Origin of the sequence: Rhizobium sp. Leaf262, assembly GCF_001422245.1 — a bacterium.
Classification (GTDB): Bacteria; Pseudomonadota; Alphaproteobacteria; order Rhizobiales; family Rhizobiaceae; genus Agrobacterium.
Genome location: NZ_LMMM01000001.1, coordinates 631,299 through 654,924, shown reverse-complemented (window position 1 = coordinate 654,924; position 23,626 = coordinate 631,299). Strand labels below are relative to the sequence as shown.

Below are 23,626 nucleotides of genomic sequence, written 5' to 3'. Positions count from 1 at the left end.
TATGACCGGCGAAAACACCAAGCCGCTCCTCATCACAAACGTCAAACCGATGGCGTTCGGAGACACGGCACAAACGGGCGCGACCGATATTCTCGTCGGTGGTGACGGCAAGATCGCGGCCATCGGCCAATCGATCGCGGCACCGTCAGAGGCTACCCGCATCGATGGCAAGGGCGCATGGATTTCTCCCGGCTGGGTAGACCTGCATGTGCACATATGGCACGGCGGCACCGACATTTCGATCCGCCCTTCCGAGTGCGGTGCAGAGCGCGGCGTCACAACACTGGTGGACGCTGGTTCTGCCGGGGAAGCCAATTTTCATGGTTTCCGCGAGTATATCATCGAGCCATCCAAGGAGCGTATCAAGGCGTTCTTGAACCTCGGTTCCATCGGCCTGGTGGCCTGTAATCGCGTGGCCGAGTTGCGCGATATCAGGGACATCGACCTTGACCGTATTCTCGAATGCTACGCAGAAAATAGCGAACACATCGTTGGCCTGAAAGTGCGCGCCAGCCACGTCATCACCGGCTCCTGGGGCGTAACGCCCGTGAAGCTCGGCAAGAAGATCGCAAAAATTCTGAAGATACCAATGATGGTCCATGTCGGCGAGCCGCCAGCGCTTTATGACGAGGTTCTCGAAATTCTCGGACCCGGCGATGTCGTTACACACTGCTTCAACGGCAAAGCCGGCTCGTCGATCCTGGAAGACGAGGATCTGTTCAATCTGGCCGAACGTTGTGCCTCGGAAGGTGTACGGCTCGACATTGGCCACGGTGGCGCGTCCTTCTCGTTCAAGGTTGCAGAAGCTGCCATTGCGCGAGGACTTCTGCCCCACTCCATTTCGACCGACCTGCACGGCCACTCCATGAACTTTCCGGTCTGGGATCTGGCGACGACGATGTCGAAGCTGATGTCTGTCGGCATGCCATTCGACAAGGTAGTCAATGCCGTGACGCATGCGCCGGCTGAAGTCATCAAGCTCGATATGGAAAACCGCCTCTCTGTCGGCGCGCGGGCCGATTTCACCGTTTTCGACGTCATCGATTCCGACCTCGAGGCCACCGATTCCAACGGCGATGTTTCACAACTGAAACAATTGTTCGAACCTCGCTACGCCGTCATAGGCGCGGAAGCGACGGCGGCCAGCCGCTATATCCCTCGAGCCCGCAAGCTCGTTCGTCACAGCCATGGCTATTCGTATCGCTAGACGCCGTGACATCGCGTCAGAGAATTCTGCATGACACAGGAGTTTGTGTGACCCAGTCCCCGATCAGAGCCGACGCGAAATCGGATACGCCTTACACCAGGCTGTCCGCGCTCGGCATCGAACTGCCGCCCGCCCCGCCACCCATCGCTAACTTCGTGACGCACGTCATCGAGGGCAACATCCTCTATCTGTCGGGACAAGGCCCCCGCGAGGCTGATGGCTTTCTGCACACAGGCAAGGTCGGCACGGATGTGACGGTCGAAAAGGCCTATTCCGATGCGCGGCTGACCGGGATCAACCTTCTCGCTGTCATGCACGATGCTCTGGGTGACCTTTCTCGCGTGAGGCGGGTCGTGAAACTGCTCGGCATGGTGAATGCCGCGCCGGATTTTCTCGATCATCCGCAGGTGATCAACGGCTGCTCCGACCTCTTCAACGCCGTTTTCGGTGAAGCAGGGCAGCACGCGCGATCAGCGGTCGGCTTCGGTTCACTGCCGGGTAATATCACGGTCGAGATCGAAGCTATTGTCGCCCTGCACGGGTAACGGAAAGGGAGACGGTCAGTGGTTACGCCAGCCCATCAGCTTTTCGATCCTTGCTGCCGATGCCTTGACGCGGTCGGCGTAGCCGGACTTGTCGGCAACGATCTTTTGTTCGGGAAGCACGATGGAAATCGTCGCCACGCAGTCTCCGCGATTATCGACAATTGGGGACGCAATACAGGCAACGGCGTAATCGGATTCTCCCGCCTGAATGGACAGCCGCTCCTCGAAAGCTTTGCGGGCCGCGTCCGACAGGGTTGCCGCATCGATCGTCGCACGGCCTGTGGGCGAAATACGGGCACCGCGCTTAAACAGCTCTACCCGCTCTTCCTCCGGCATGTGACCGACAAGAAGCCGGCCCGACGCTGTCCAGTTCAGCGGAACGCGCGTGCCCACGCGCGAGGCGACCTGAAAATGGTTGGGGCCATCCGACATGGCCAGCACCAGCATGTGCTCGGCATCGCGCCCGCAAACCTGAACCGTCTCACCAGCTTCGCGGCAAAGATCGTGCATTTCCTGGGTGGCGACGCTCATGAAATCAAGCGATCGGGCGTAGGCGAGCCCGTAGTGGTAAAGGCGTGCGCCAAGCCAGATCATGCCGTCGGCATTGCGCGCCAGCATGTTCTTCTCAACCAGATCGTCAATGATGACGTAAACGGTGGACAAGGGTGCCTTCACCGCCTTGGCAATGGCATAGGCGCCGGCAGGCGAGCCGGTTTCATAAAGATAATCAATGACCTGAAGGGCGCGATCTATGCCACTGACGCGGGAGCGGCGCGTCTGACCGTCACCTCCTTTTTCAGCGGCGGATATCGTTTCGGAATGAGCGTCCGATGATGCTTTCAAATCCAAAATCACACTCCCACACCTTTAAGAACCTATTGCATTACTATGGCATAGCCGTTTGCAGAGCAACCGAAATCCAAGCCGTCCATGGCTTACAGACTGGAGAATAACAATGTCCGACGATATCAGAACCCAACTTGGCCTTCGTCCGGTAATCAACGTATCCGGTACAATGACCAGTCTGGGAGCCTCCATCGTGGTACCGGAAGCCGTCAGGGCAATGGCTGCCATCCTGCCGCAGTTCGTGGAAATCAACGATCTTCAGCGCAAGGCAAGCGTCATCATATCTCGGCTGACAGGTGCCGAAGCAGGCTTCGTCACGGCTTCCTGCTCGTCTGGCATCAGCCTTGCGGTCGCAGGCGCGATCACCGGTCCGGACCTGCTCGCCATTGAGAAACTTCCGGAAACCTCAACGCCGAAGAACGAGGTACTGCTTCAGATGGGGCATGTGGTGAGCTATGGCGCACCGGTCGATCAATCGATCAGGCTCGCAGGCGGCAAGGTGGTCATGATCGGTCAGGCGACGTCGACCCACCGCTATCACATGGAAAATGCCATCACCGACAAGACGGCAGCGGCAGTTTATGTCGTCTCGCACCATGTCGTTGATTACGGCCTGCTGAACCTCAAGGAGTTCGTGGAAATCGCCCACGCCAGGGGCGTGCCAGTGATCGTGGATGCGGCCTCGGAATACGATCTGCAACTATTCATCGATCAGGGCGCGGATATCGCACTTTATTCCGGCCACAAGTTCCTGGGCGGCCCGACGTCGGGTATCGTGGCTGGAAGAAAAGAACTCGTGCGCAACGCCTTCCTGCAAAACATGGGGATCGGACGTGGCATGAAGGTCGGCAAGGAAAGTATCTATGGCGTGATGGCGGCGCTCGAAGCATGGGAAAAGCGTGACCATACGGGCATTCGCGAACGGGAAACCGGCTACCTGAATCTGTGGAAGCAGACATTGGCGGATCGTCCAGGTGTCACCGCGCTGATCGAACCGGACCCTACCAACAACCCGCTTGACCGCATGCGCGTTATCATCTCGCCTGAAGAAGCGCATATTACCGCCTGGGATTTGGCGGCTGCTTTAAGACAGGGGCCGCAGCCAATCATCGTTCGTGATCACGAAGTCGAGCACCATTACTTCTATCTCGACCCCTGCAACCTGCATCCCGGCCAGGAAACGGTCGTGGCGCAGAGGCTGGCAGAGGAACTCGACAAGGCCCGCGCCTCCAACGAGATCATTGCCACACCATTCGAGGATTTGTCGCGCCACCGCTTCGATGGCGCGTTGCGCTGGCCGGACTGAGATGTCCAGAGCCCGCTGACGCAACGAGAAAAGGGAACGACCATGACCACACTTGCCGCTCAGAAGACGCCGATTGCAGGGACGGTGGCCGACCCGGTCCTGTCGGTCGAAAATCTGCGTACCTCCTTCATGGTCGACGGCAAGTGGAAGCCGGTCGTTCGCGATATCTCATTTACGGTTGCGCCGGGTGAAACTGTGGCAATCGTCGGCGAAAGCGGCTCGGGAAAATCGGTCACCTCGCTTTCCATCATGCGCCTGCTGCAGCCAGACACCAGCCGCATCGAAGGACGGGTGCTTCTGGCCGGTCGCGATCTTCTGGCGTTACCGGAGCATGAGATGCGCAAGGTACGCGGCAACGATGTCGCAATGATCTTTCAGGAGCCGATGACGAGCCTCAATCCGCTCTTCACCATCGGCGATCAGATTTCGGAGGCATTGCTGTGCCACACCCCGATGAGCAAGGCCGATGCGAAGGCGGAGACCATTCGCATTCTCGACAAGGTCCGCATCCCCTCTGCGGCATCCCGTTTCGATGAATACCCGCACCGATTTTCAGGCGGCATGCGCCAGCGCGTGATGATTGCCATGGCACTGGCGACGAAACCCAGACTGCTGATTGCCGACGAGCCGACGACCGCGCTGGACGTGACGATTCAGGGCCAAATTCTCGATCTCATCAAGACGCTTCAGGATGAAGAAGGGACGTCTGTCCTCTTCATCACGCACGACATGGGTGTCGTGGCAGAGATCGCGGATCGAACAGTCGTCATGTATCAGGGCGAGCAGGTGGAGACCGGCGCGACGGCGGATATATTCCATCGCGGCCAGCATCCCTATACAAGGGCACTCCTAGCAGCCGTACCGGTTCTGGGGTCGATGCAGGACTTCGAGCGTCCGCGTCGGTTCCCGGTCGTCAATGTCGCGACTGGAGAGTCCGATGTACCGGTGGAGGTGAGTGACACGGTGGCGACCGGTCAGCCGGTGCTGGAGGTCAAAAACCTCACCAAGCGCTTCGATATCCACTCCGGTCTTTTCGGCAAGCTTTCAGGTCGCGTGCACGCGGTGGAAGATGTCTCCTTCGATCTTCATGCTGGGGAAACGCTCTCTCTGGTAGGTGAATCCGGCTGCGGCAAATCCACCACCGGGCGCGCTATCATGCGCTTGATAGAGCCTAGCAGCGGCTCCGTCATGGTTGAAGGCCGTGACGTGTTGGCGCTGGACAAAAAGGATATGCGTGAAATGCGCAAGTCCGTGCAGATGATCTTTCAGGATCCATACGCCTCGCTCAATCCCCGTATGACCGTCGGTGCCGCTATCGCCGAGCCTTTTCTGGAACACAAGATGGGCGATAGGAAGCAGGCCAGAGACGTGGTTGCGGATATGCTCACCAAAGTCGGCCTGACGCCCGATATGGAGAAGCGTTATCCGCACGAATTTTCAGGCGGACAGCGACAGCGTGTCTGCATTGCCCGTGCACTTGCGCTACAGCCTAAAGTCATCGTCGCCGATGAAAGCGTCTCGGCACTCGATGTTTCCATCAAGGCGCAGGTTATCAATCTCATGCTGGATTTGCAGCAGAGCCTTGACCTGGCCTTCCTGTTCATTTCTCACGACATGGCGGTCGTGGAGCGCGTCAGCCACCGGGTCGCGGTGATGTATCTCGGTGAAATCGTTGAAATCGGTCCACGCGCAGCGGTTTTCGGCAATCCGCAACACGCCTATACGAAGCGCCTTATGGCTGCGGTCCCCGTGCCGGACCCGGATAGACGCCGGCTGAAAAATACTGTCGCTGTCGAAGAACTGAAGAGTCCGATCCGCCCGGTGGACTACAAGATCATGCCGCCCGTTTTTCGGGAAGTTTCAGCCGGACACCTTGTGGCAGAGACATGACACCTCGGAAATACATGGCTGTTGGTGTGTATGCATGGAACCAGGCCCGCTCAACGCAGTTCCCTGTTGGCGATCAAGCGGTAAGAAATCGGGGCAGCATTGACATTTTTGGGGACGGTCGAAGAAATCTGGCGCTATCCCGTGAGCTCGCTCGGCGGTGAGCAATTAGCATCCATTCACGTCAGGGAACACGGCATACAAGGTGACAGGTGCTGGGCCATAGTGGACACCCAGTCGGGAGAAGCCGCAGCGCCAGAAAAACAGGAACGTTGGCGTCCCGCGTTATTTCTGAATTCAAGACTTAATGGCGAAGCGACCGAAATCGGCTTTCCCGATGGCACCTGGATCAACGCCTCTAGATCGGTCATATCCGCTCGATTGTCGGATCACTTCGGTTTCGATGTCACGGCAAGACCCTACCGCAGTGATGATCCGGCAGCATCGTCAGATGTGAAAACTGCAGAAAATCGATATGATCCCAGCCCTTTGCATCTCGTTACAACAAGCGCATTGGACCATCTCGCAACACTTCTGGGTCAAGACGCCGTCCAAACCCGACGCTTTCGACCGACATTGCTGCTAAGAACAAGCGGCGAAGCAGAGTTTCGCGAGAAGTCATGGATTGGGCATGAGTTGCAGATCGGTGCCGGCCTCGTCGCTCGCGCCACCGAAGAAACAAAAAGGTGTGGCATGACGCTCATTGCCCAACCTGGTATCCCTGAGAACGCTGATATTCTCAGAACCGTATTGCGCCACAACCGTCGCAATTTCGGCCTCTACGCCTCCATCGAAACCGCCGGCACCATCAGTGTCGGCGATGAAGTCCATCTCCGCAAAAGCTGAGTGTCAGGCTGCGGAAAGGGCCATTTCCCTCGTTTTCTCGAGAATAGCCTGCGACACTGTCTTTCCGATATCTTGCGCGCTGGTGATGCCCTGCACAAACGGCAACTTATGGAGCAGGAAAGCAATCGATCCACAGTAAAGCTGATTGCTGAGATTGTCCTGAAACACCGGCCTGAACTTGTCGTCCAGATCAATGCCACCTGTCCGCACCTGTGGCTGCTCGAAACCGATAAGTGTTGTTGCCGCATTCGTGCTTGCCTTGCGAACAACACCCTGTTTTTTAAGCGTCGGAAATGGGATGTCTCGGGCTGACAATGTGTGCTGGCCGGTTGCGTCAATAAAGGCGTCGAACTGATAGCTCGAGCCTTTGGCATTGACGACAGCCCCATGCTCTACAGCTTTGTTATCGATATCGCTATCATTGCCCAATGCCATGATCTCAAGCTTGCCAGCGCGGTAGAGTGCGAGCAGGCGCCGTATGGAATCATGCGGAACGGTGGCGTAGTCGTCCACGAAAACCGTCTTGAAGTGTCTATGAAAACGCTCGAGGTCCGTCTCATCCAGATGTGGAATAGCCAATGCGATGACTTCGTGCATCCGCAGGATGGCATAACGCCACTCCACCACATATCGGTTCACCTTGTTCGCCTCGGCCTCTGCGAGGTTGCGCGCCGCCCAAACGAAGGGAGGCGTACTCTCGCGATCCTGAAAATAGGCCTTGGCAACCGTTTCCACCGTCAATTGGGAAAGCCCGATACGGGAAGCATAACTGGGATCGCATAGCGTAAGCTCAGCCTTGAACAACTCAAATACGGCATCCAGCAAACCGTGGCGATGCGTAGCGATCAGATTCTCAATCGCTGCTTCCGTACAGATTTCCAACGGTCGATAGGGAACTTCGAGATAAAAGTCTGCTTCAGGCAGAACGCCCTTTCGGGACATCATGGTTACATGCAGGGCTTCTGTATCAGGCAGCGAGTGGTATTGCAGGTCTCCCTGCTCATCGAGAAGAAAACGGCCATGCGCCGTCGCCACCGTGATCAGCGCATCGATACCGCTCAGCGAGGTCCCCAAAATGCCGACCCTGCATGGCTTGATGCTTTTCAGCACTGGGGCAGGCCAAGGGGAAACGAAATATCCCGGCCTGATTTCCGTCGTTTCCGGAAAGTCGTGACCAGTGGCCATGACGACATGGTCAAAGGCGAATTCGAGCTGCTCGCTATCAGGTGCCGTCACACTGAGACGAATATCCGTTGGACGCAATTCGATATCCGCAACGCGGTGAGATGCCTTGACCTCAATCGTGTGCCCGTTAGCCACGCCAAGGTTCAGGAGCTGCGTGAACTGGGCATGCAGATATTCCCCGAGGACAACACGCGGATAGAACTCACGTGGATCGATCAAAGAACGTTCCACCCCCAACCGCTGCAGTTCTTCATTGGATTGGCGCAAAAGCCAGTCCATCAGCGTCTCACACACGGGCGGCAACTCGATACTGGCAATGTTGGACAGCATGGCCCGATCATTGAGAGCCGGATGATAAGGCGTGCCCTTGCCCGGATCAGCCTCGCTTTCAAAAATCGTGATGGAAAGCGGCGCGGCATGACCGACCAGGCCCTTCAACGTGTAAATGCCCGTTGGGCCGGATCCAATGATCGCAATTCTAGGTGTCATATGTGGAAAAAACCTCGTGACGAGACGCCCGCTGGCGCCGTCCATCAAACCGAGAAGACGCCTCGAAGTTCCCTCGGTACACCTGCAGATATGAGATCGTGCCCTTCTTCCACACCGCCTGTGGGATTTTTGAACATAGAAGGCCGTCAATCGTTACTCCTTCCATGGAAAAGCCTTCGGAAAAACTGTTGAATTCCCTCCCTCCCGGTTTCGGGTCCGTGGTCATTGGTGCCAGTGGCGGAATCGGCGCGGCTCTCTGTGATCGTCTGAGCCGCGAACCCCATATGAGCGAAGTATTCCCCCTGTCGCGCAGCGAAAAACAGATCGATATCCTGGACGAGGCGAGCGTGGAGGCGGCGGCACAGCACCTGGCCGACAAGCCGATCCGGCTTCTCGTTTGCGCAACGGGCATACTGGGGGTCGACGGTCACCCACCAGAAAAGACGGTTCGGCAAATCGACCCTGACAGAATGCTGCGCCAATTTGCCATCAACACCGTAGGGCCTGCGCTGATCGCCAAACATTTCCTTCCGCGACTGGATCGAAAGGAGCGCGTGATCGTCGCATTTTTGTCTGCCCGTGTCGGTTCAATCGAAGATAATCGGCTGGGAGGATGGATTTCCTATAGGGCCTCGAAAGCCGCTCTCAATCAGGTGGTTCACACCGCAGCTATCGAATATGCCAGAACGCATCCGGCCATGGTGCTGACGGCCATCCATCCCGGAACCGTCAGAACCGAATTGTCCGCGCCCTTTGCCGCAGGTCATCCCACAGTCAGTCCACAACAGGCAGCAACGTACATTTTAACTGCTTTGAATATGTTGACACCCGATCAATCAGGGTCGTTCATCGCCTATGACGGCACCACAATACCGTGGTAATCGAGAGATCACGGATCAAAGCTCTCTTAGGCAGATGTCGGGCGCGCAAGATATGAGTTTCCACCGTTGCCTTACGGCACTATGGATTACATTGACGATCGCTATGACGTGCACCATAGCCGGTGGCGTGCGAGCCGCACCGGATGACGACAAGTCATGCCTCTATGAACGCAAGGGCAGTACGTCTTCCATCTGCATCAAAAAAGAAACCTTCAATGACGATCTGTGCCGAACAATCGAGCATTTCGCAGTGACGCATGAGGTGCCTGCTGCTTTTTTTGCACGTCTGATCTGGCGCGAAAGCCTATTTCGCCCTGAAGCCGTAAACTACAAGGGCGCGGAAGGAATTGCACAGTTCATGCCATCGACCGCCCGCAGCAGGGGGCTCAACAACAGTTTCGAAGTCATCGACGCCCTCGACAGTTCAGCCGCTTATTTAAAGGAACTGAAAAACCGCTTCGGCAATTTCGGCTATGCAGCTGCGGCCTATAATGCAGGTGAGAACGGTCTGTCGCGCTTTCTTGTGAATGGCCGACTACCGATCGAGACCCGCGATTATGTCTTTGCGATCACCGGCCAGACCATAGAGACGTGGCGGGACGCTACCCCCAAGGTAGCAGCTCCTGACCTTGACGATGCTGCGCCCTTTCACAAAGCCTGCGTGGTCCTGGCGCAAACGAGACGGATGCAGGAGCCGGTTTTTGCAGGCTCGGCAGACTGGGCCCCGTGGGGCGTTCAGCTTTCGGCTCACTACCGCCCTGCCGTTGTGGAGGCGCTGTTTACCCGCGCAATCAGCCGCCTGCCATCGCCACTGAACGAGGAGCGCGCACTCATCGTACGGCAACGCGGTGGAAATTTCGGCAACCGACCTCGCTATGCCGCAAGACTGGGCCGCGAAACCCGCGCCGAAGCCAACAGTCTGTGCGATAAGATCAGAGCCGCATCGGTTCCCTGCACCGTTCTGCGAAACCGGTGAGATGGTAACGTTTACCCCTTACGCCCACCCGCTCGGAAATTACGGGGCTTACTCGGCATAAGCACTGTAGCAGCCTGGATCCTCCCGGCTGCTACAATGATCTAGGGCCTGTTGACAAAGTGGATTTTAAAATCAGGAGAAGCGTCATTCAAGCCTGCGTTTTATGAGGCTATGTTGGCGCGTCGCGATCTATTGAATACCCGACGTGATGGATTTACCGAGACGTGCACTCCGAATTTTGACATTGTCCGGCAAATTTGTTTCTTGCATGCCGAACATTTCAAGTTTTTCTATCAAGAGATAGACGATGCCCCGATATCGTAGCTACACCTGTGCGATCTTTATTTGCCTCACAACTCTTTTGAGTGGTTGTGACATCCTCGGGTTCCATTCCTGGCAATGGAACCAGAAGGTCACCATCGTTGTGGAGACGCCGGGCGGCGTTCGCACGGGCGATTCGGTGCAAAGTGTCGTTTGGAGTGAAAGCCCGCATTGGTCGAAGATTGGCGATAGCGGCGGCTGGTTCACGAATGATTTGAAAGGCGAGGCGGCATTTGTCGAGGTTGCCCCTAACAAATATCTATTTGCGCTATTGAAAACGTATGACCACCCCGCCGTTGATAAGGTTTTTCGCCCGCAGCCTGTTAAGCGTCCTTACATCACAGCGGATGGCTTCAGGAACCAAATTCGTGCGGAAAACGAGGCTATCCAAGCATCTCGAGAAACACGCGAAGTTCCAAGAGCAAGCTTTCCGACACTGGTGACCTTTACAAAGCCAACCGATCCATCGACAGCGGTGAAGGTAGAACCCGAAAATCTCGAAGCCGCTTTCGGTAATGGCTACAGGCTTGTGTCTATTCGACTGGGGATCACGAGTGAGCCGTTGACGACCGGAAGAGTCGTGAAGGTACTTGGGACCGAATTTTCGAAAATCTGGACAGAGCAAATTCAAGAAAACATTAGAATTTATGGCCCGTTCAGCCAAATACCTTTTGCGTTGAAGATAACACCAAGTCAGTTCAGAAGAGGGGGATAATTTGTGCTTGCCATAGAATTAAACCCTTTCAACAAAGTATGGCAGCCATATCTTTGCGGCGGCCAGAGCTAGGAATGCGGAGAAGGATTGTCGTGTCTTGTCGTATCGGGTTGCCACGCGACGGAACTGTTTGAGACGGTTGAACATCCGTTCGATGAGGTTTCGATCCTTGTACGCTCGGAAGTCGCAGGCAGGCGGGTTCTTCCGGTTGGCCTTTGGCGGGATAACCGGCCTGATCCCGTGGGTCAGGAGTTCTTCACGCAGAATGTCACTGTCATAGCCTTTGTCTGCAAGAAATAATCTCGGTTTCCAGACCGGTATTGTCAACAGATCAGGAATGGCACTGTAGTCCGAAGCCTCTCCGCCGGTTAGGATGAAGCCTAGAGGGCGTCTTTGACCGTCTGCACGGGCGGGGATTTTCGTCGTAAAACCGCCGCGTGATCAACCAAAAGCCTCCTGATAAGTCCCCCTTTTGCGCCCGCTGCCTGAGAGTGGCCGCGAACCGTGGTGCTGTCGATCATATGTTGCCAATCATCCGTCAGCCCCATTTCGACCAAGGTCTCAAGAAGAGCGTCCCAAACGCCTTGCTCGGCCCAACGGCGAAAACGCACATAAACGGAATTCCACTTGCCATAGCGCTCATGCATGTCGCGCCAAAGGGCATCCGACCCGAAGAACATGCAGCATACCGTTCAGGTATCGTCGATTATCATGCGAGGGCCGGGACTTCCTGCCGCGTTCGGTGGGCAACAGCCCCTCGATGATCCGCCATTCCATATCCGTGAGGTCGCCGCGAGCCAAAACTGCCTCCTAAAAAGGCAGTCTTGAATCACGCTTGAGATGATTTGGGAATCCACTTTGTCAACAGGCCCTAGATCAGGCTTCACCGAAACGAATACCGGTCATCAGAGGCTGATTGTACGGCGCATGTAGGCCGCAATCCCCTTACGACGTTGGCAATTGCTATGCCGGCAGGCCGGAAACGGGAGCCGAATTTTTCGCTGACTGCTCTTTCAAAAGCACGAAAAGTAGCCCGCTGACGACCAGCGCAGTCGCATAGGCCATCAGGCCCGGACCATAGCTCTGAAAATATGCGCGGCTTAGCGGCAAGAGCGTTGCGCCCAGTGCTGCGCCAAGCTGGAAGACTGCGAATATCGTGCCGTAGATGCGACCGAAGGCTGCCAGGCCGAAATTGCGTTTGATGATGTAGCTCAAGACATCGAACTCGGCGCCATAGACCATGCCGATGAGAATAGCGCAAACGAAGACCAGTCCGCCTGCCGGTCCCGATGCATAAATAAGGCAGGCCGCGGCACCGCCTATGCAGACGGCACTCATCAAACGCTTTGCCGACATGTAGTCCAGCAGGACACCCGTCAAAAACCGGCCGAGAAGCACCGCGATACCGAATACCGACTGGACGAAGGCTGCGTGCTGCGGCGTTGCGCCGCTGTCGATCAAAAGGGAAATCTGGTTTGTCACAAGACCCGTATTGACGAATCCAAGAAGGAAAAATGCGATCGCAAGAACCACAAAACCCTGCGTTTTGATGAGGCTTTTGAAATCACTCTTGCCATTTTGAGCGCTAGAACCGGCAGTATTGGCCAACGGCGCAGCCGGTGCTTCATAAAGGAAAAGCGCGTTGACCGGCAGCACAATGAGAAGAATAATCGCGCCGAGGCAGACATAGGCCCATTGGACCGAGCCGTTGAGGATGGCAAAGGTGATGAGCGGCGGGAGCAACGCAGCTCCAAGTCCGATACCACCATTGGCAACACCGATCGCCAGGCCAAGACGACGCTCAAACCAAGTGCTGACCACCCGCAGATAGGAAACAGGCCAAAGGCCGATCGCCAGCAGCGGCAGCAATGCATACATAAAATAGAAGGCGATGATGCTGCCCGACAGGAAATACATTCCACCCAGACCAAGCGCGAACGTAACGCTGGATGCCAGAACAACAGGTCGAGCGCCAAATCGGTCGATAAGATAGCCCTGGACCGGCGATATCACCATGATCATCAAGGACACGATGGTCGCAGCAAAGAGGATCGATGGCTTGGACCATCCGAAAGTCGTTGAGAGTGGCTCAACGAAAGCACCAAAAAGGAACAGGAGAATGGTGCTGGGGCCGAAGACGAGTCCCACGGTTGCCGCAGTCGTTGCACCGAGCGCAGTGCCTTGATTGCCTTTCGACATCTTTTGCCCATCCTCCCCAGATGCGGCATTGAGTGCATTGTCTGTCATGTGGTTTCCTCCCGGTGACAGTGATATTATGAATGAATATTTTCAGAACGTGCGTGCGTTATTGTGAGTGGACATAAGCTGCTGCCCGGATCGCCAGAACGCGAATAAGGTTTTCTCGATAGGCACGTGAGCCGTGACGATCCTCGAAGATATCGCGGTCATCAAATTGCAGTTTCGATATTTCTGCGTGAGGCATACCCTCATCCAGCAACGTCTCCAGATCGTGCCAGCGAAAGGCACCCTGACCGGAGGCACCGGTCACGCCTGCACGATACGCGCCACCTGTACGAGAGAGAAAAACACCCGCCATTGCATAGCCCGATGCCGGATGAGGGAATTTTTCGTAACGCGCTGCATCGGGCGTGTCGAAGGCAATCGCCGTCACCAACTCGTGGTCATCCAGCGCCGTCTCGAACATCCCCAGAAGAAAATCGGCAACAGCTATGTTGCGGCGGTCCGTCTCTATTTCGGCATCAAGCGCCACGAGTGCCGCAGGATAGTCCGCCGCCGGATCGTTGTTTGCGACGGAGCCGCCGATGGTGCCGCGATTGCGAACGTGCCTGTCACCGATCTGGCGGGCAAGGTCGCACAACGCCGGGCAAGCGGACTGCAACATCCGATTTTCTGCGATCTGTGCGTGGGTGACAGATGCGCCTATGCGCACCCGGCTGCCATTGCCGGTGATGTCAGCCATGCCCGGCAGTCCAGTGACATCAAGAAGGTCGGACGGCATGGCGAGACCGAGTTTCATTGATGGCAACAATGTCATGCCGCCAGAGATGTATTTCGGGTCGTCACATGTTGTCAGCACGGAGAGACGATCTTCGTCAGATACAAGTCGATGATAGGCGAATGGTCTCATCACCTTTTCCCCTTCATCATTGCACAGCCTGCGGTTCGGCATTCAAACGCGCCGCCGCATCCAGAATGGCGTTGATGATGTTCTGATAGCCTGTGCAACGACAGAGGTTGCCCTTCAATGCGTGCGCAACCCCGTCTCGCGTCAACCGATCCTTTTCGCGCTCGATCAGATCAATTGCAGTCATAACCAAGCCTGCCGTGCAGTAACCGCACTGCAAGGCATGATGACGGTGAAAGGCGTCCTGAACGACATGAAGTACATTGTCTTTCGACACGCCTTCTATCGTCGTCACAGATCGACCATGCGCCTGCACGGCAAGCATCGTGCAGGATTTGACGGTCGCGCCATCGACGGATACCACGCAGGCGCCACATTGCGATGTATCACAGCCGACATGGGTTCCGGTCAGCCCCACATCCTCTCGAAGAAAGGACACCAGCAAACGGTGATCCTCGACAGATTTGCGGACCCGCTGGCCGTTTATCGATAGTTCGATGTCAGACATGGCTTTCCTCCTCCGAATGCCGACTTCAGCTCGCCTGCGCAATTTCAGAAATACGATCGAAGAACTGCTGGGATAATTTGCGCGAGGTCGATTCGATCAGCCGTCCGCCGAGTTGGGCCAGCTTGCCACCAACATTCGCATCGACAGTGTAATGCACGACCGTGCCGCCATCCTGCTCCTCCAGCTGGACGTTGGCCCCACCTTTTGCGAACCCAGCTATTCCGCCATTTCCTTCGCCGGCGATCCGGTAGCTTTCCGGTGCCTTGATATCCAGAAGCTGGACGCGGCCACTGAATTTTGCCTTTACTGGCCCGATGGCGACAGTCACTGTAGCGGTGTATCCCTCATCGACAGCCTCCAAAGTCTGGCAACCCGGTATGGCTTGCCGCAAAACCTCCGGATCGTTGATCAGGCCCCAAACCTCCGCGCGCGGACGCGGGACGAAAAAATTACCTTCGAGATTCACGTGTTCAGTCCTTTCATTCCGGCTGGCGCGCTGCCTGCCGCCTGGATGGCATCCCAGAGTTTTCCGGCTGTCACCGGCATTTGCAGATCGGCGACGCCGAGTGGTCTGACGGCATCCAAGATTGCGTTGACGATGGCAGCGGGGGTTCCGATCGTTCCCGATTCACCAATGCCTTTCACACCAAGCACGTTGGATGCGCTTGGAATCTCGACCAGCCTTGATTGAATGACCGGCATATGCTCGGCACGAGGAAGGCAGTAATCCATAAGGGAACCGGTGGTGAGCTGCCCTGTTTCATCATAGACAACCTCCTCGAACAGCGCCTGACCGATGCCCTGTGCGCAACCACCATGAATCTGCCCTTCGCAAATCATGGGATTGAGTGCTCGTCCAACGTCATCGACGCAAACGAAGCGATCGATGCTGATCTCACCCGTTTCCGGTGTCACCTCGATCTCGCAAACCTGGCATCCGTTGGGAAAATTCGGCTGCGCCCCCGGCTTGCCTGCAGAGGTTCCCTCGCCATAGAGGCCGAGCGAAAATTGCATGACGGGTCCCGCTGGCAGGTAGAAGAAGCGGGCGACATCCTTCAGCCCCATGGTCTGATTTGAACTACGCGAACGGAACAGACCATCGGCGAACTCGATGTCACTTTCCTCCGACTTCATCAGCATCGCCGCCATTTTTGACGCGCGCAAAATGAGATCGTCCGCAGCCTTTCGCAGGGCGGTGCCACCCAGCATGGAACTGCGTGCGGCAAAGGTGCCTCGCCCGATCAGGACCTTGTCCGTATCTCCCTGCACGTAGCGGATGTCCTTCATATCGATCGACAGCCACTCGGACACCAATTGGCTGAAGACCGTTGCATGTCCCTGCCCGTGCGAATGAGTACCGGCAATAATGGTCAGCGTGCCAGATGGATCGAAACGGATTTCCATCCGCTCGTTCATGACACCGGCAACTTCGATATAGGACGTGATCGAGCGGCCACGCAGACGCCCGCGTTCCTCGCTCGCCATGCGCCGGGCGGCAAAGCCATCCCAGTCTGCGACCTCGGCGCACTCTTTTGCCAGACGGGGAAAATCACCGCTGTCATAGGTCAGTCCTGCCATATTGGGATAGGGCATCCGGTCAGGGGAGACATAGTTGCGCGCCCTGATCTCGCGTGGGTCAAGTCCAAGAGCTGTGGCCGCCTCATCCATCAGCCTCTCGATGACGAAAGCCGCTTCAGGACGACCAGCGCCGCGATAGACCGATAAGGGCGCGATGTTGGTAAACACGGCATTGGTTTCCAGATCTACGGCGGGAATGGCGTAGGTGCCCGGAATAAGCTGCATCGAGAAGAATAGAGGCGGCGTTGCCGTACCCCAGAAATATGCACCAAGATTGTGAAAGGCTCGCACCCTGACGCCAAGAATATGGCCAGAGGCGTCCAGTGCCATTTCGGCATGTGCTGTCTGTCCCCGTCCCTGCGTGTCCGTCTGCATGGATTCGCTGCGGGTTGCGATCCATTTGACTGGCCTTCCCACACGCCGGGATGCCCAAAGAACCAGCCCGTCTTCGGGGTGCATGTGAGCTTTCAGACCGAAGCCGCCGCCGACATCGGGCGAAACGACACGCAGTGACGATTCCGGTATTTTCAGCACGACGGACGCCAGAACGCGGCGAACGCCGTGCGGATCCTGCGAACTCGTATAAAGCGTATAGCGATCTTCACCAGAATTGTAGTCGCCTATGCAGCCGCGTGGCTCCAGCGAGAACGGCGCGACCCGGCCACTGACGAAACTGCGATTTATGACCAGATGCGCGGCATCAAACGCTTTCGCCGTCTTTTCAGCGTCACCAAAATTCAGCGTGACGGAACGGTTCCCGGTCTCGCATTCGTCCCACAGGACGGGCGCACCGGGATCAAGGGCGGCCTCCGCATCCACTACCGCAGGACGCTCGGCGTAATCGACGAATACCGCATCTGCCGCGTTGCGGGCCTGGTCCGCCGTTTCCGCGATTACGATGGCCACACGCTCTCCAACAAAGCGGACCCTGTCCCTGACGAGCAGAGGCCGCAATGTCGCAAAACCGGGCGGCCCGCCCCACAGTTCGGGCATGAAGAACGGCGGCACGCTGCCCAGCCCGTCTGTTTCCACATCTTCGCCAGTCAGAATGGCTAGAACGCCAGGCATGCCCACGGCTTCGCTCTTGTCGATCGACACGACATCGGCGTGGGCATGCGGCGACAGCACCATTGCCGCGTGGCATTGGCGAGGCAACGTCATGTCATCGACGTATCGTCCCTGGCCAATCAGAAAGCGACGATCTTCAATTCTTAATGCCGGTTTTCCGATGGTCATATGGCCCTCCTCCCTGTCATTGCCACACCCCGATCAACTTCGATCAGGTCTCCCTGATGGATTGTGCAAGGATCGTGTTGACAGCCTCCGCCTGTTCGAAAAGCGGAATATGCGCGGCGCCTGGAATGATTTGGAACTTCGCTCCGGCAATGGCATCTGCTAGGGCTCTGTTCGCCGAAGGTGGCGTTGCTTCGTCGAACTCTCCCACGGCGACCGAGACCGGCATGGTCAGATGCGGCGCATGGGGGCGACAGTCGGCTATGGCCAGCGCGTCGCAGCCAGCGGCGTAACCTTCAGACGACATGCGTGCGAGCATCGTCGCAAGGCCCCGGCCTTCGTTGGTATCGAACGCCTGTGGCGTCATCCATCGCGCCAACACGCCGCCAGCAATGGATGCTAACCCATCTGCTCTGATTTTCGACGCCCGGTCCCTCCACATCTGGGGGGCGAGGCTGACGATATTGGAATCGAACACTGTCATCGTCTGCACCCGGTCGGATAAAGCCGCCGCAACGCATTGCGCCACCAGTCCGCCGATGGAGATGCCAGCGAGATGAAAGTCCTTCACATCGAGCCGAGTCAGGATGGCGACGACGTCACTCGAGAGGGCGTCGATTGTCACAGGCGATTGTGAAAGGTCGCTCAACCCATGGCCACGAAAGTCAGGGCAAATCACATAATGCGACCGGCTGAACACCCGCACCTGCTCCTGCCAAACGTCATGGGATGTTCCGAGCGAATGCAGAAGAACCAGCACCGGCGCTTTTTCATCGCCGTGCAGAGCAACGTGGAGATTGTGACCATCGACGCTGATGAACATTTCTCAGAACTCCTCGTTCAGCGCCGCAAGCGCCTTTTCTACAACGGCGGTCTGCATCTGCGGGGCGGCCCGTTCCCGCTCCAGCCGACTGATCTCCAGCGAGGAGTCGACAACCAGTTTGCAGCGCGTGTAGCGTCGTTGCATGAAGCTTTGAAGCGCGGTCGGGACATCCGTGTGGCGAGCAATTTCGTCCCCCAGAACCAAGCCGTCCTCAATGCCCATACCTGCACCCGACGCCAATTGAGGGGTCGTTGCGTGGGCGGCATCACCGATCAATACGGTGTTCGATCGCACCCAGGTCTCACCGGCCAGAACCGTTTCCAGCGGACGACAGATGACGTTCGAACGCGCGTTGAGACTGTCCGCAACCTCACGCAGGACGCCGCCATAGCTTTGCAGTAACGTTCGCAGAACTTCGTATTGTCCTGCCTCGTCACGCCAGACCGGCTCCGGCTGGGCCTCAAGATAGAACATGTACATTTGATCCGGTGCGACGGGGTTGAGACCAACCTTGGCGGGCCCTCCAAGGAAGAAGGTTCGCCGCACGATGGCGGGATGTCGTTCCATCATCAGCCGCCAGCACATCTGCCCCGCATAGCGTGGGACCGGTGCGGCCTCGAACATCTGTTGTCTGGTCCGTGAATAGATCCCGTCAGCGCCCACCACCAGATCATAGGTAGCAGACGCACCGTTGCTGAGGCGCACTGTGGCGACATCGTCGTGCCAGTCGATTGCATCGACCGTCACACCGAGCATCAGCGTCGGGTTCAAGGCAAGCAACCGCTCCGACATGATTCGATGCAGCGTCGGTCGCAGAATGCCCCCCGCACTGGGAATATTTCCCAACGCGTCGTTGCGCGTATCGATGCTGAACAAAGGTTTGCCGTCAATCGAGCAGATATCGATACCATCGGCAGCATATCCATGTTCCAGTACCGCATCGAGAATGCCGAGCCTGCCCATGGCCCGCAGCGTCGGACCGGTAATAGTGATACCGGCACCATAGACCCGCCAATGCGGGTCCTGATCACAGAGGTCCACCTGAAGGCCGGCCTTGCGCAATGCGATGGCTGCCGACATGCCAGCGATGCCGCCACCGATGATGAGGGCCTTTCGCGTTTCAGCCATGATGATTTGCCGCCGCCAGTTCAGCCTGACCGAAATGGCCGATGCCGATGCCCGTGTACCAGTCATTGACGGCACGGTAATAGGCGCGCCGGAAGGGCAAGCCGCCAGCGGCACCCATAGCCGCCATCCACATGCGAATTTCTTCCGCCCCATTGCCGGCGGTGTGGACCTGCTCCGTTGCATAGGTCAGCACCGCATCAGGATCGCCAGCTTCGAGAAGCTGAAGCAACGTCTCATCGAACTCGCGATTGACCATACCCATTCTCGGCGTTGCGATATCATGACTGATACCGCCAGTCGCGAGGATCGCCACACGCTTCACACCGTCATAACGGCGGATCGCGTCGCCAAGGAATTTGCCGAACTGATAGCAGCGACGCATTGTCGGCATCGGAGGCTGGACGCAGTTGAACAGCACCGGAACGATCGGCAGGTCCGGATCCAGCCCTGCCAGTTCCAGCGGGGTCAACGAGCCGTGGTCCAACACCATGTCCATGGAGAAAGACGGGTCGAAATCGGCTTTCAATGCCTCCTGCAAGAGATAGGCGCCGAAGGCCTGATCGCCGGCGAAGACGCGCCGTTTGGCTTTCAGCCAGTGCTCGATCGGGCTTTCATAACTTTCACCGACGCCGATGCACAGTGCCGGAAAATTGTTGAGAAAGAAATTGTGCAAATGATCATTGGAGAGGACTACCAATGCATCGGGCTTGCCGGATTCGAAATCCCGACCCATCGCCTCGTAGGCACCGAAAATTTCGTTGCGCAGATCCGCAGCGATGCGATCAGGGAAATTCAGCATCACCGGTGTGTGGCTCGCAGTATAGATTCCCGTCAGTTCAGCCATTTGTCGTCTCCTTCTTTCATCAGGCTGCGCAGGGCAGCGAGCGATACGTCCTCGGGAATCCGCACTCCGATGCAATGGGCGCGCAGCAGGTAAGGATTGACACCGGCTTCGTAGAGACCAGCGACATCGTTGCCGCTGATCTTTGCAGCCATATCGGGAGTGAGTTTGAACCGTGCCAGATAAGCATCCTTGTCCGCATTATAGGCAGCAAGATCATCCGGCTTATGGTGGAGTTCGTAGAGAACCTTATCCAGCAGATAGGCCTCCGTGGTCGGCATCATCAGTCGCCAATTGCTCATGAAACGTTCCTTCACATCATTTCAGGTGATTGCCGACCCACGCGACAATCGTGGGAACGGTATGCGGGCCAAAGCCCATATGGCCGCCCGGAAACAGACGCACCGATTTCGGGCTGCCATGCTCAAGAAGCAGATCGATGTCGGCTATGGGGCACTGCTTGTCCTCCTTACCGTTGACCAACAGCAAAGGGGCGCAGGGTTGAGACAGAAGTCCCTGATCGAGGAGGGACAAGGCGCGGAAACCGTCGACATACTCTTCATCGTTTTGCGCACCCAGCATCCGGCTGCGGGTCTCGACAAGCTCCATCAGATAGCTGTCGGGATAGCGTGAGGCCTCAACCCATTCCTTCTGGAACATGAAGTGGATACCGCCGCCCCAGTTGACAGCGCAGCGAAGTTTTTCCGGCAACTGATGCGCCAATTTCGTTGACCAATGGCCACCAAAGGATCGACCAATCAGGCCGATGCGGCTTCCATCCAGATCGCCCGCCTGCAATACCCATTCGATCACTGGTTTGAACTGGATTTCACCATCACGGCGCGCTTTGAGCGGCGACTGGCCAGTACCGACATTATCCATTGCGATCGTTGCGATACCTGCCGAAACCAGAGCGTTGGACAGCTCGGTCATCTCCTCCTTCCAGGCATCGACGCCGCCCCATATGATGACGACCGGGGGCTTTTCCACACCCACGGGTTTGCGCAGATAAAATCGGATTTCGTTCGAGAGCACATCAGGCGCATCGAAGGGAATGCTGACCGGCACGATGGGTGGTTCGGCGAGTGCCCCGAATTTCGCGTAGGCATCAAGTTCCAACCGGTAGCTTTCTTCCTTGGCCGGGTGGTTCGGGCACGGAAACCGGCCGAGGAAATAGAACCCATAGGCTTGATAATAGGCATCACGCGCTGCGGTCGTATCACCTGTGGAGATCAGCTCCTCAGCCTTTCTCATGTAACCATGTCCCGCCGCGATCCAGGCTTTTGCCCAGTTTTCACCATCCAGCCCCTCCAGCGCGTCGATGGTATCCATCGTCGTGTTCGGGTCGGTCAGGCCAAGCGGATGAATACGTTTGCCGAGGCGGGCGCGCATCCAGTCCTTGGCGTTTTCAAGAGATCTTGGTCCGGTCAATTCACCGATCGGTGCTGGCATCAGTCGTCTCCATTACTCAATTTCAGCGGCCCGATCACCAGATCGTCTCCAGCGCCGCACGTTGCGTTTCGGCTGTCTCAATTTTGCGCCCCAGAAGGTGCAGGCTGTTTCTGACAGGTGCTATCAGGGCAGCATTGTCTGCTGCGGTCGTCCCATCCGGTAGATGAAGGTTATTTTCGAAGCCTAGGCGTACATTGCCGCCCATCAGCGCCGCAGAGACTGCACAGGCGGCCTCATCGCGTCCAAACGCGCAGACGCTCCAATGGGCAAAAGGCACGGCCGCACTTCTGGTGAAAACCGAGAGATCGAGCGGGCTCGATTGCTGATGCGTCGTGTAGCGACCAAGTACAAACAGCACAGGAATGTCGTCAGCAGGAATGACTCCACGCTGCAGCAAATCCTCAAGGCGCTCCAGATCGACGCTGTCGTAGAGAATGATCTGAGGAACGATGCGCTCCCGACGCATCCAGGCCAGCAGATCGGCAAAATCGCCCTCATAGGATGCGTCAGGAGCGATTTCGCGAAGCGCTATCGAACAGGCTTCCGGGCGAAGAACCCGAACAAGGTCGATCTGCTCAGCGGGTTTAAAAAGACCAAGCGCTTCCGTCGTGACCTGAATGATAAGCCGATCGGACACGCGAGCCCGGATTGCTGCGATAGCGGCGCGGTAACGCTCCACGTCGAGAGAATGACGACCATCATCGTCGCGCACATGAACGTGGATCATGCTTGCACCCGCATCGAGACATGCGACGGCACATTCGGCCAGTTCGTCTGGCGAGATCGGAAGCGCCGGGTGATCTGCCTTCAAGCGGCGACCGCCATTCGGAGCCACCGCGATGGCAATGCCACGGTCGCGGGGCGCCGTTGTGTTCAATTCAGTCATCGATGTCCTCCCAAGGCGCGACTTTCGCGCCTCTATATGTCACGGGATATGGCACCCGTGCGGCTCAACATCCAACCTCCATCAGAAAATTGAGCATGATCAAAAATTGCATATCGCGATCACGCTGTCAATTTGATCATGCTCAATTTTTGAAAATAAAGATTGCGGGCGCTTACAGGGTAAGAGCGGATGCCTGCGGCGAAAGGCCGGTGAGCACGATTTCGATCTGGCGGCGTAGCCTGTCGGTACCACGATCGATATCCAGATCGTCTTCGGAAAGCCAGATTCGCAAATCGACCTGATAAATAGCAAACACCGCTTGAGCGATCAGCTCGGGTGCCTCGTGCGATACAATTGCTCGTTGCTCCATTGCGTCGCTGATAAGATCGATCAACAGATGGCGCAGAGCATGCCGGGTGCGATTGAAGCGCTCCGCCTGTTTGCCGGACTGGTAAAAATACATTTCCCGTAGCGCAGCCCGTGAGAGCACGGGGTTTTCAGCAAAATACTGGTAATGACGCCGCAAGATGATCAGCAGATTGCGTAAAAGAGAGTTTTCCACTCGGATGGTCGACCGCGCTTCAAGGATGCACGCCTCAAGCCCATCGTTTACAATCAGAAACAGCAGGTCGCGTTTCGTCTCGGCATAGACGAACACGGTACCCATGCCGACACCGGCATGACTGGCAATCTCGCGTGTTGTCGTATCATCGAACCCCTTGGACAGGAAAAGGCTAAGGGCAGCATCCTTGATGCGAAGCAGTTTGTCTTCCTTGTTTTTTTCCCTCAACCCGACCTTTTTCATCCGTCCTCCGACACCAGGCATTGGCCTGCACACCTATAATCCAGTGAGCGAGCCGTATCTAG

Annotated in this window: 25 protein-coding genes; 8 read left to right on the top strand and 17 right to left on the bottom strand. The window is 56.9% G+C overall.

Going from position 1 to position 23,626, the window contains the following annotated elements:
* Position 1 precedes the first annotated feature (1 nt).
* Together ASF29_RS02920 and ASF29_RS02915 are read left to right on the top strand one after the other, a co-directional pair.
* Positions 2-1,207 carry an amidohydrolase/deacetylase family metallohydrolase gene (locus ASF29_RS02920; protein ID WP_062448317.1) on the top strand — a complete coding sequence of 402 codons (1,206 nt, stop codon included), beginning with the start codon at positions 2-4 and terminating at the stop codon, positions 1,205-1,207.
* Between the two features lie 47 nt (positions 1,208-1,254).
* Positions 1,255-1,752, top strand: coding sequence for a RidA family protein (locus tag ASF29_RS02915; protein WP_062448314.1), 498 nt, complete (start codon positions 1,255-1,257; stop codon positions 1,750-1,752).
* Between the two features lie 15 nt (positions 1,753-1,767).
* On the opposite strand, the gene ASF29_RS02910 is transcribed toward ASF29_RS02915, so the two are convergent.
* Positions 1,768-2,607, bottom strand: coding sequence for an IclR family transcriptional regulator (locus tag ASF29_RS02910; RefSeq protein ID WP_082453347.1), 840 nt, complete (start codon positions 2,605-2,607; stop codon positions 1,768-1,770).
* Between the two features lie 100 nt (positions 2,608-2,707).
* Here ASF29_RS02910 and ASF29_RS02905 point away from each other — a divergent pair, with 100 nt between their 5' ends.
* The 3 genes from ASF29_RS02905 to ASF29_RS02895 all read left to right on the top strand — a co-directional run bounded on the left by ASF29_RS02905 (position 2,708) and on the right by ASF29_RS02895 (position 6,637).
* A complete protein-coding gene (locus ASF29_RS02905) occupies positions 2,708-3,904 on the top strand; it encodes an aminotransferase class V-fold PLP-dependent enzyme (RefSeq protein ID WP_062448311.1) in 1,197 nt (398 codons plus the stop codon).
* A 42-nt stretch (positions 3,905-3,946) separates the two neighbouring features.
* Positions 3,947-5,794: an ABC transporter ATP-binding protein gene (locus ASF29_RS02900; protein WP_062448309.1), complete on the top strand. Its 1,848-nt coding sequence runs from the start codon at positions 3,947-3,949 to the stop codon at positions 5,792-5,794.
* 99 nt (positions 5,795-5,893) lie between these two features.
* Entirely contained in the window at positions 5,894-6,637 is a 744-nt protein-coding gene (locus tag ASF29_RS02895) for an MOSC N-terminal beta barrel domain-containing protein (protein WP_062448308.1), read from the top strand.
* Between the two features lie 3 nt (positions 6,638-6,640).
* On the opposite strand, the gene ASF29_RS02890 is transcribed toward ASF29_RS02895, so the two are convergent.
* Positions 6,641-8,311: an FAD/NAD(P)-binding protein gene (locus ASF29_RS02890; protein ID WP_062448664.1), complete on the bottom strand. Its 1,671-nt coding sequence runs from the start codon at positions 8,309-8,311 to the stop codon at positions 6,641-6,643.
* Positions 8,312-8,499: 188 nt separating this feature from the next.
* Here ASF29_RS02890 and ASF29_RS02885 point away from each other — a divergent pair, with 188 nt between their 5' ends.
* From ASF29_RS02885 to ASF29_RS02875, 3 genes are all read left to right on the top strand, one after another.
* The gene (locus tag ASF29_RS02885; protein WP_348271298.1) at positions 8,500-9,192 is read left to right on the top strand and encodes an SDR family NAD(P)-dependent oxidoreductase; all 693 of its coding nucleotides are present in this window, start codon (positions 8,500-8,502) and stop codon (positions 9,190-9,192) included.
* Positions 9,193-9,295: 103 nt separating this feature from the next.
* A complete protein-coding gene (locus ASF29_RS02880) occupies positions 9,296-10,168 on the top strand; it encodes a transglycosylase SLT domain-containing protein (protein ID WP_156462503.1) in 873 nt (290 codons plus the stop codon).
* A gap of 307 nt (positions 10,169-10,475) precedes the next feature.
* Entirely contained in the window at positions 10,476-11,204 is a 729-nt protein-coding gene (locus ASF29_RS02875; protein WP_062448306.1) for a hypothetical protein, read from the top strand.
* Positions 11,205-11,222: 18 nt separating this feature from the next.
* On the opposite strand, the gene ASF29_RS24830 is transcribed toward ASF29_RS02875, so the two are convergent.
* From ASF29_RS24830 to ASF29_RS02805, 15 genes are all read right to left on the bottom strand, one after another.
* Positions 11,223-11,621, bottom strand: coding sequence for an IS5 family transposase (locus tag ASF29_RS24830; RefSeq protein ID WP_082453346.1), 399 nt, complete (start codon positions 11,619-11,621; stop codon positions 11,223-11,225).
* A complete protein-coding gene (locus ASF29_RS24825) occupies positions 11,585-11,884 on the bottom strand; it encodes a transposase (protein WP_280136414.1) in 300 nt (99 codons plus the stop codon). Before ASF29_RS24825 ends, ASF29_RS24830 begins: the two co-directional genes overlap by 37 nt.
* Entirely contained in the window at positions 11,844-11,981 is a 138-nt protein-coding gene (locus ASF29_RS25020) for a transposase (RefSeq protein WP_280136417.1), read from the bottom strand. The genes ASF29_RS24825 and ASF29_RS25020 overlap by 41 nt, the downstream gene beginning before the upstream one ends.
* Positions 11,982-12,167: 186 nt before the next feature.
* On the bottom strand, positions 12,168-13,451 hold the full coding sequence (locus ASF29_RS02860) for an MFS transporter (RefSeq protein ID WP_062448303.1): 1,284 nt from the start codon (positions 13,449-13,451) through the stop codon (positions 12,168-12,170).
* A gap of 58 nt (positions 13,452-13,509) precedes the next feature.
* Positions 13,510-14,313: a xanthine dehydrogenase family protein subunit M gene (locus ASF29_RS02855; RefSeq protein WP_062448301.1), complete on the bottom strand. Its 804-nt coding sequence runs from the start codon at positions 14,311-14,313 to the stop codon at positions 13,510-13,512.
* 16 nt (positions 14,314-14,329) lie between these two features.
* Positions 14,330-14,818 carry a (2Fe-2S)-binding protein gene (locus tag ASF29_RS02850; protein ID WP_062448299.1) on the bottom strand — a complete coding sequence of 163 codons (489 nt, stop codon included), beginning with the start codon at positions 14,816-14,818 and terminating at the stop codon, positions 14,330-14,332.
* Positions 14,819-14,843: 25 nt separating this feature from the next.
* Complete coding sequence (locus ASF29_RS02845) at positions 14,844-15,284, bottom strand: carbon monoxide dehydrogenase subunit G (protein WP_062448298.1); 441 nt, start codon at positions 15,282-15,284, stop codon at positions 14,844-14,846.
* The gene (locus ASF29_RS02840; RefSeq protein WP_062448297.1) at positions 15,281-17,632 is read right to left on the bottom strand and encodes a xanthine dehydrogenase family protein molybdopterin-binding subunit; all 2,352 of its coding nucleotides are present in this window, start codon (positions 17,630-17,632) and stop codon (positions 15,281-15,283) included. Before ASF29_RS02840 ends, ASF29_RS02845 begins: the two co-directional genes overlap by 4 nt.
* A gap of 43 nt (positions 17,633-17,675) precedes the next feature.
* A complete protein-coding gene (locus ASF29_RS02835) occupies positions 17,676-18,452 on the bottom strand; it encodes an alpha/beta fold hydrolase (protein ID WP_062448295.1) in 777 nt (258 codons plus the stop codon).
* 3 nt (positions 18,453-18,455) lie between these two features.
* The gene (locus tag ASF29_RS02830; RefSeq protein WP_062448294.1) at positions 18,456-19,580 is read right to left on the bottom strand and encodes an FAD-dependent monooxygenase; all 1,125 of its coding nucleotides are present in this window, start codon (positions 19,578-19,580) and stop codon (positions 18,456-18,458) included.
* Positions 19,573-20,424 (bottom strand): 2,3-dihydroxyphenylpropionate 1,2-dioxygenase, encoded by an 852-nt coding sequence (locus ASF29_RS02825; RefSeq protein ID WP_062448293.1) that lies wholly within the window; start codon positions 20,422-20,424, stop codon positions 19,573-19,575. The genes ASF29_RS02830 and ASF29_RS02825 overlap by 8 nt, the downstream gene beginning before the upstream one ends.
* Positions 20,412-20,723 (bottom strand): subunit of meta cleavage enzyme, encoded by a 312-nt coding sequence (locus tag ASF29_RS02820; protein ID WP_062448659.1) that lies wholly within the window; start codon positions 20,721-20,723, stop codon positions 20,412-20,414. The genes ASF29_RS02825 and ASF29_RS02820 overlap by 13 nt, the downstream gene beginning before the upstream one ends.
* A gap of 16 nt (positions 20,724-20,739) precedes the next feature.
* Positions 20,740-21,873: an alpha/beta fold hydrolase gene (locus ASF29_RS02815; RefSeq protein WP_062448291.1), complete on the bottom strand. Its 1,134-nt coding sequence runs from the start codon at positions 21,871-21,873 to the stop codon at positions 20,740-20,742.
* Between the two features lie 34 nt (positions 21,874-21,907).
* Positions 21,908-22,759, bottom strand: coding sequence for a 3-keto-5-aminohexanoate cleavage protein (locus ASF29_RS02810; protein ID WP_062448289.1), 852 nt, complete (start codon positions 22,757-22,759; stop codon positions 21,908-21,910).
* A gap of 172 nt (positions 22,760-22,931) precedes the next feature.
* On the bottom strand, positions 22,932-23,564 hold the full coding sequence (locus ASF29_RS02805) for a TetR/AcrR family transcriptional regulator (RefSeq protein ID WP_062448287.1): 633 nt from the start codon (positions 23,562-23,564) through the stop codon (positions 22,932-22,934).
* Positions 23,565-23,626: the final 62 nt, after the last annotated feature.

Coding starts and splice junctions, on each gene's coding strand:
- ASF29_RS02850 (WP_062448299.1), bottom strand. CDS start 14,818: ATGTCTGACATCGAACTATCGATAAACGGCCAGCGGGTCCGCAAATCT.
- ASF29_RS02880 (WP_156462503.1), top strand. CDS start 9,296: ATGACGTGCACCATAGCCGGTGGCGTGCGAGCCGCACCGGATGACGAC.
- ASF29_RS24825 (WP_280136414.1), bottom strand. CDS start 11,884: ATGTTCTTCGGGTCGGATGCCCTTTGGCGCGACATGCATGAGCGCTAT.
- ASF29_RS02810 (WP_062448289.1), bottom strand. CDS start 22,759: ATGACTGAATTGAACACAACGGCGCCCCGCGACCGTGGCATTGCCATC.
- ASF29_RS02860 (WP_062448303.1), bottom strand. CDS start 13,451: ATGACAGACAATGCACTCAATGCCGCATCTGGGGAGGATGGGCAAAAG.
- ASF29_RS02805 (WP_062448287.1), bottom strand. CDS start 23,564: ATGAAAAAGGTCGGGTTGAGGGAAAAAAACAAGGAAGACAAACTGCTT.
- ASF29_RS02900 (WP_062448309.1), top strand. CDS start 3,947: ATGACCACACTTGCCGCTCAGAAGACGCCGATTGCAGGGACGGTGGCC.
- ASF29_RS02920 (WP_062448317.1), top strand. CDS start 2: ATGACCGGCGAAAACACCAAGCCGCTCCTCATCACAAACGTCAAACCG.
- ASF29_RS02815 (WP_062448291.1), bottom strand. CDS start 21,873: ATGCCAGCACCGATCGGTGAATTGACCGGACCAAGATCTCTTGAAAAC.
- ASF29_RS02875 (WP_062448306.1), top strand. CDS start 10,476: ATGCCCCGATATCGTAGCTACACCTGTGCGATCTTTATTTGCCTCACA.
- ASF29_RS02890 (WP_062448664.1), bottom strand. CDS start 8,311: ATGACACCTAGAATTGCGATCATTGGATCCGGCCCAACGGGCATTTAC.
- ASF29_RS02825 (WP_062448293.1), bottom strand. CDS start 20,424: ATGGCTGAACTGACGGGAATCTATACTGCGAGCCACACACCGGTGATG.
- ASF29_RS02820 (WP_062448659.1), bottom strand. CDS start 20,723: ATGAGCAATTGGCGACTGATGATGCCGACCACGGAGGCCTATCTGCTG.
- ASF29_RS25020 (WP_280136417.1), bottom strand. CDS start 11,981: ATGGAATGGCGGATCATCGAGGGGCTGTTGCCCACCGAACGCGGCAGG.
- ASF29_RS02840 (WP_062448297.1), bottom strand. CDS start 17,632: ATGACCATCGGAAAACCGGCATTAAGAATTGAAGATCGTCGCTTTCTG.
- ASF29_RS02905 (WP_062448311.1), top strand. CDS start 2,708: ATGTCCGACGATATCAGAACCCAACTTGGCCTTCGTCCGGTAATCAAC.
- ASF29_RS02835 (WP_062448295.1), bottom strand. CDS start 18,452: ATGTTCATCAGCGTCGATGGTCACAATCTCCACGTTGCTCTGCACGGC.
- ASF29_RS02855 (WP_062448301.1), bottom strand. CDS start 14,313: ATGAGACCATTCGCCTATCATCGACTTGTATCTGACGAAGATCGTCTC.
- ASF29_RS02830 (WP_062448294.1), bottom strand. CDS start 19,580: ATGGCTGAAACGCGAAAGGCCCTCATCATCGGTGGCGGCATCGCTGGC.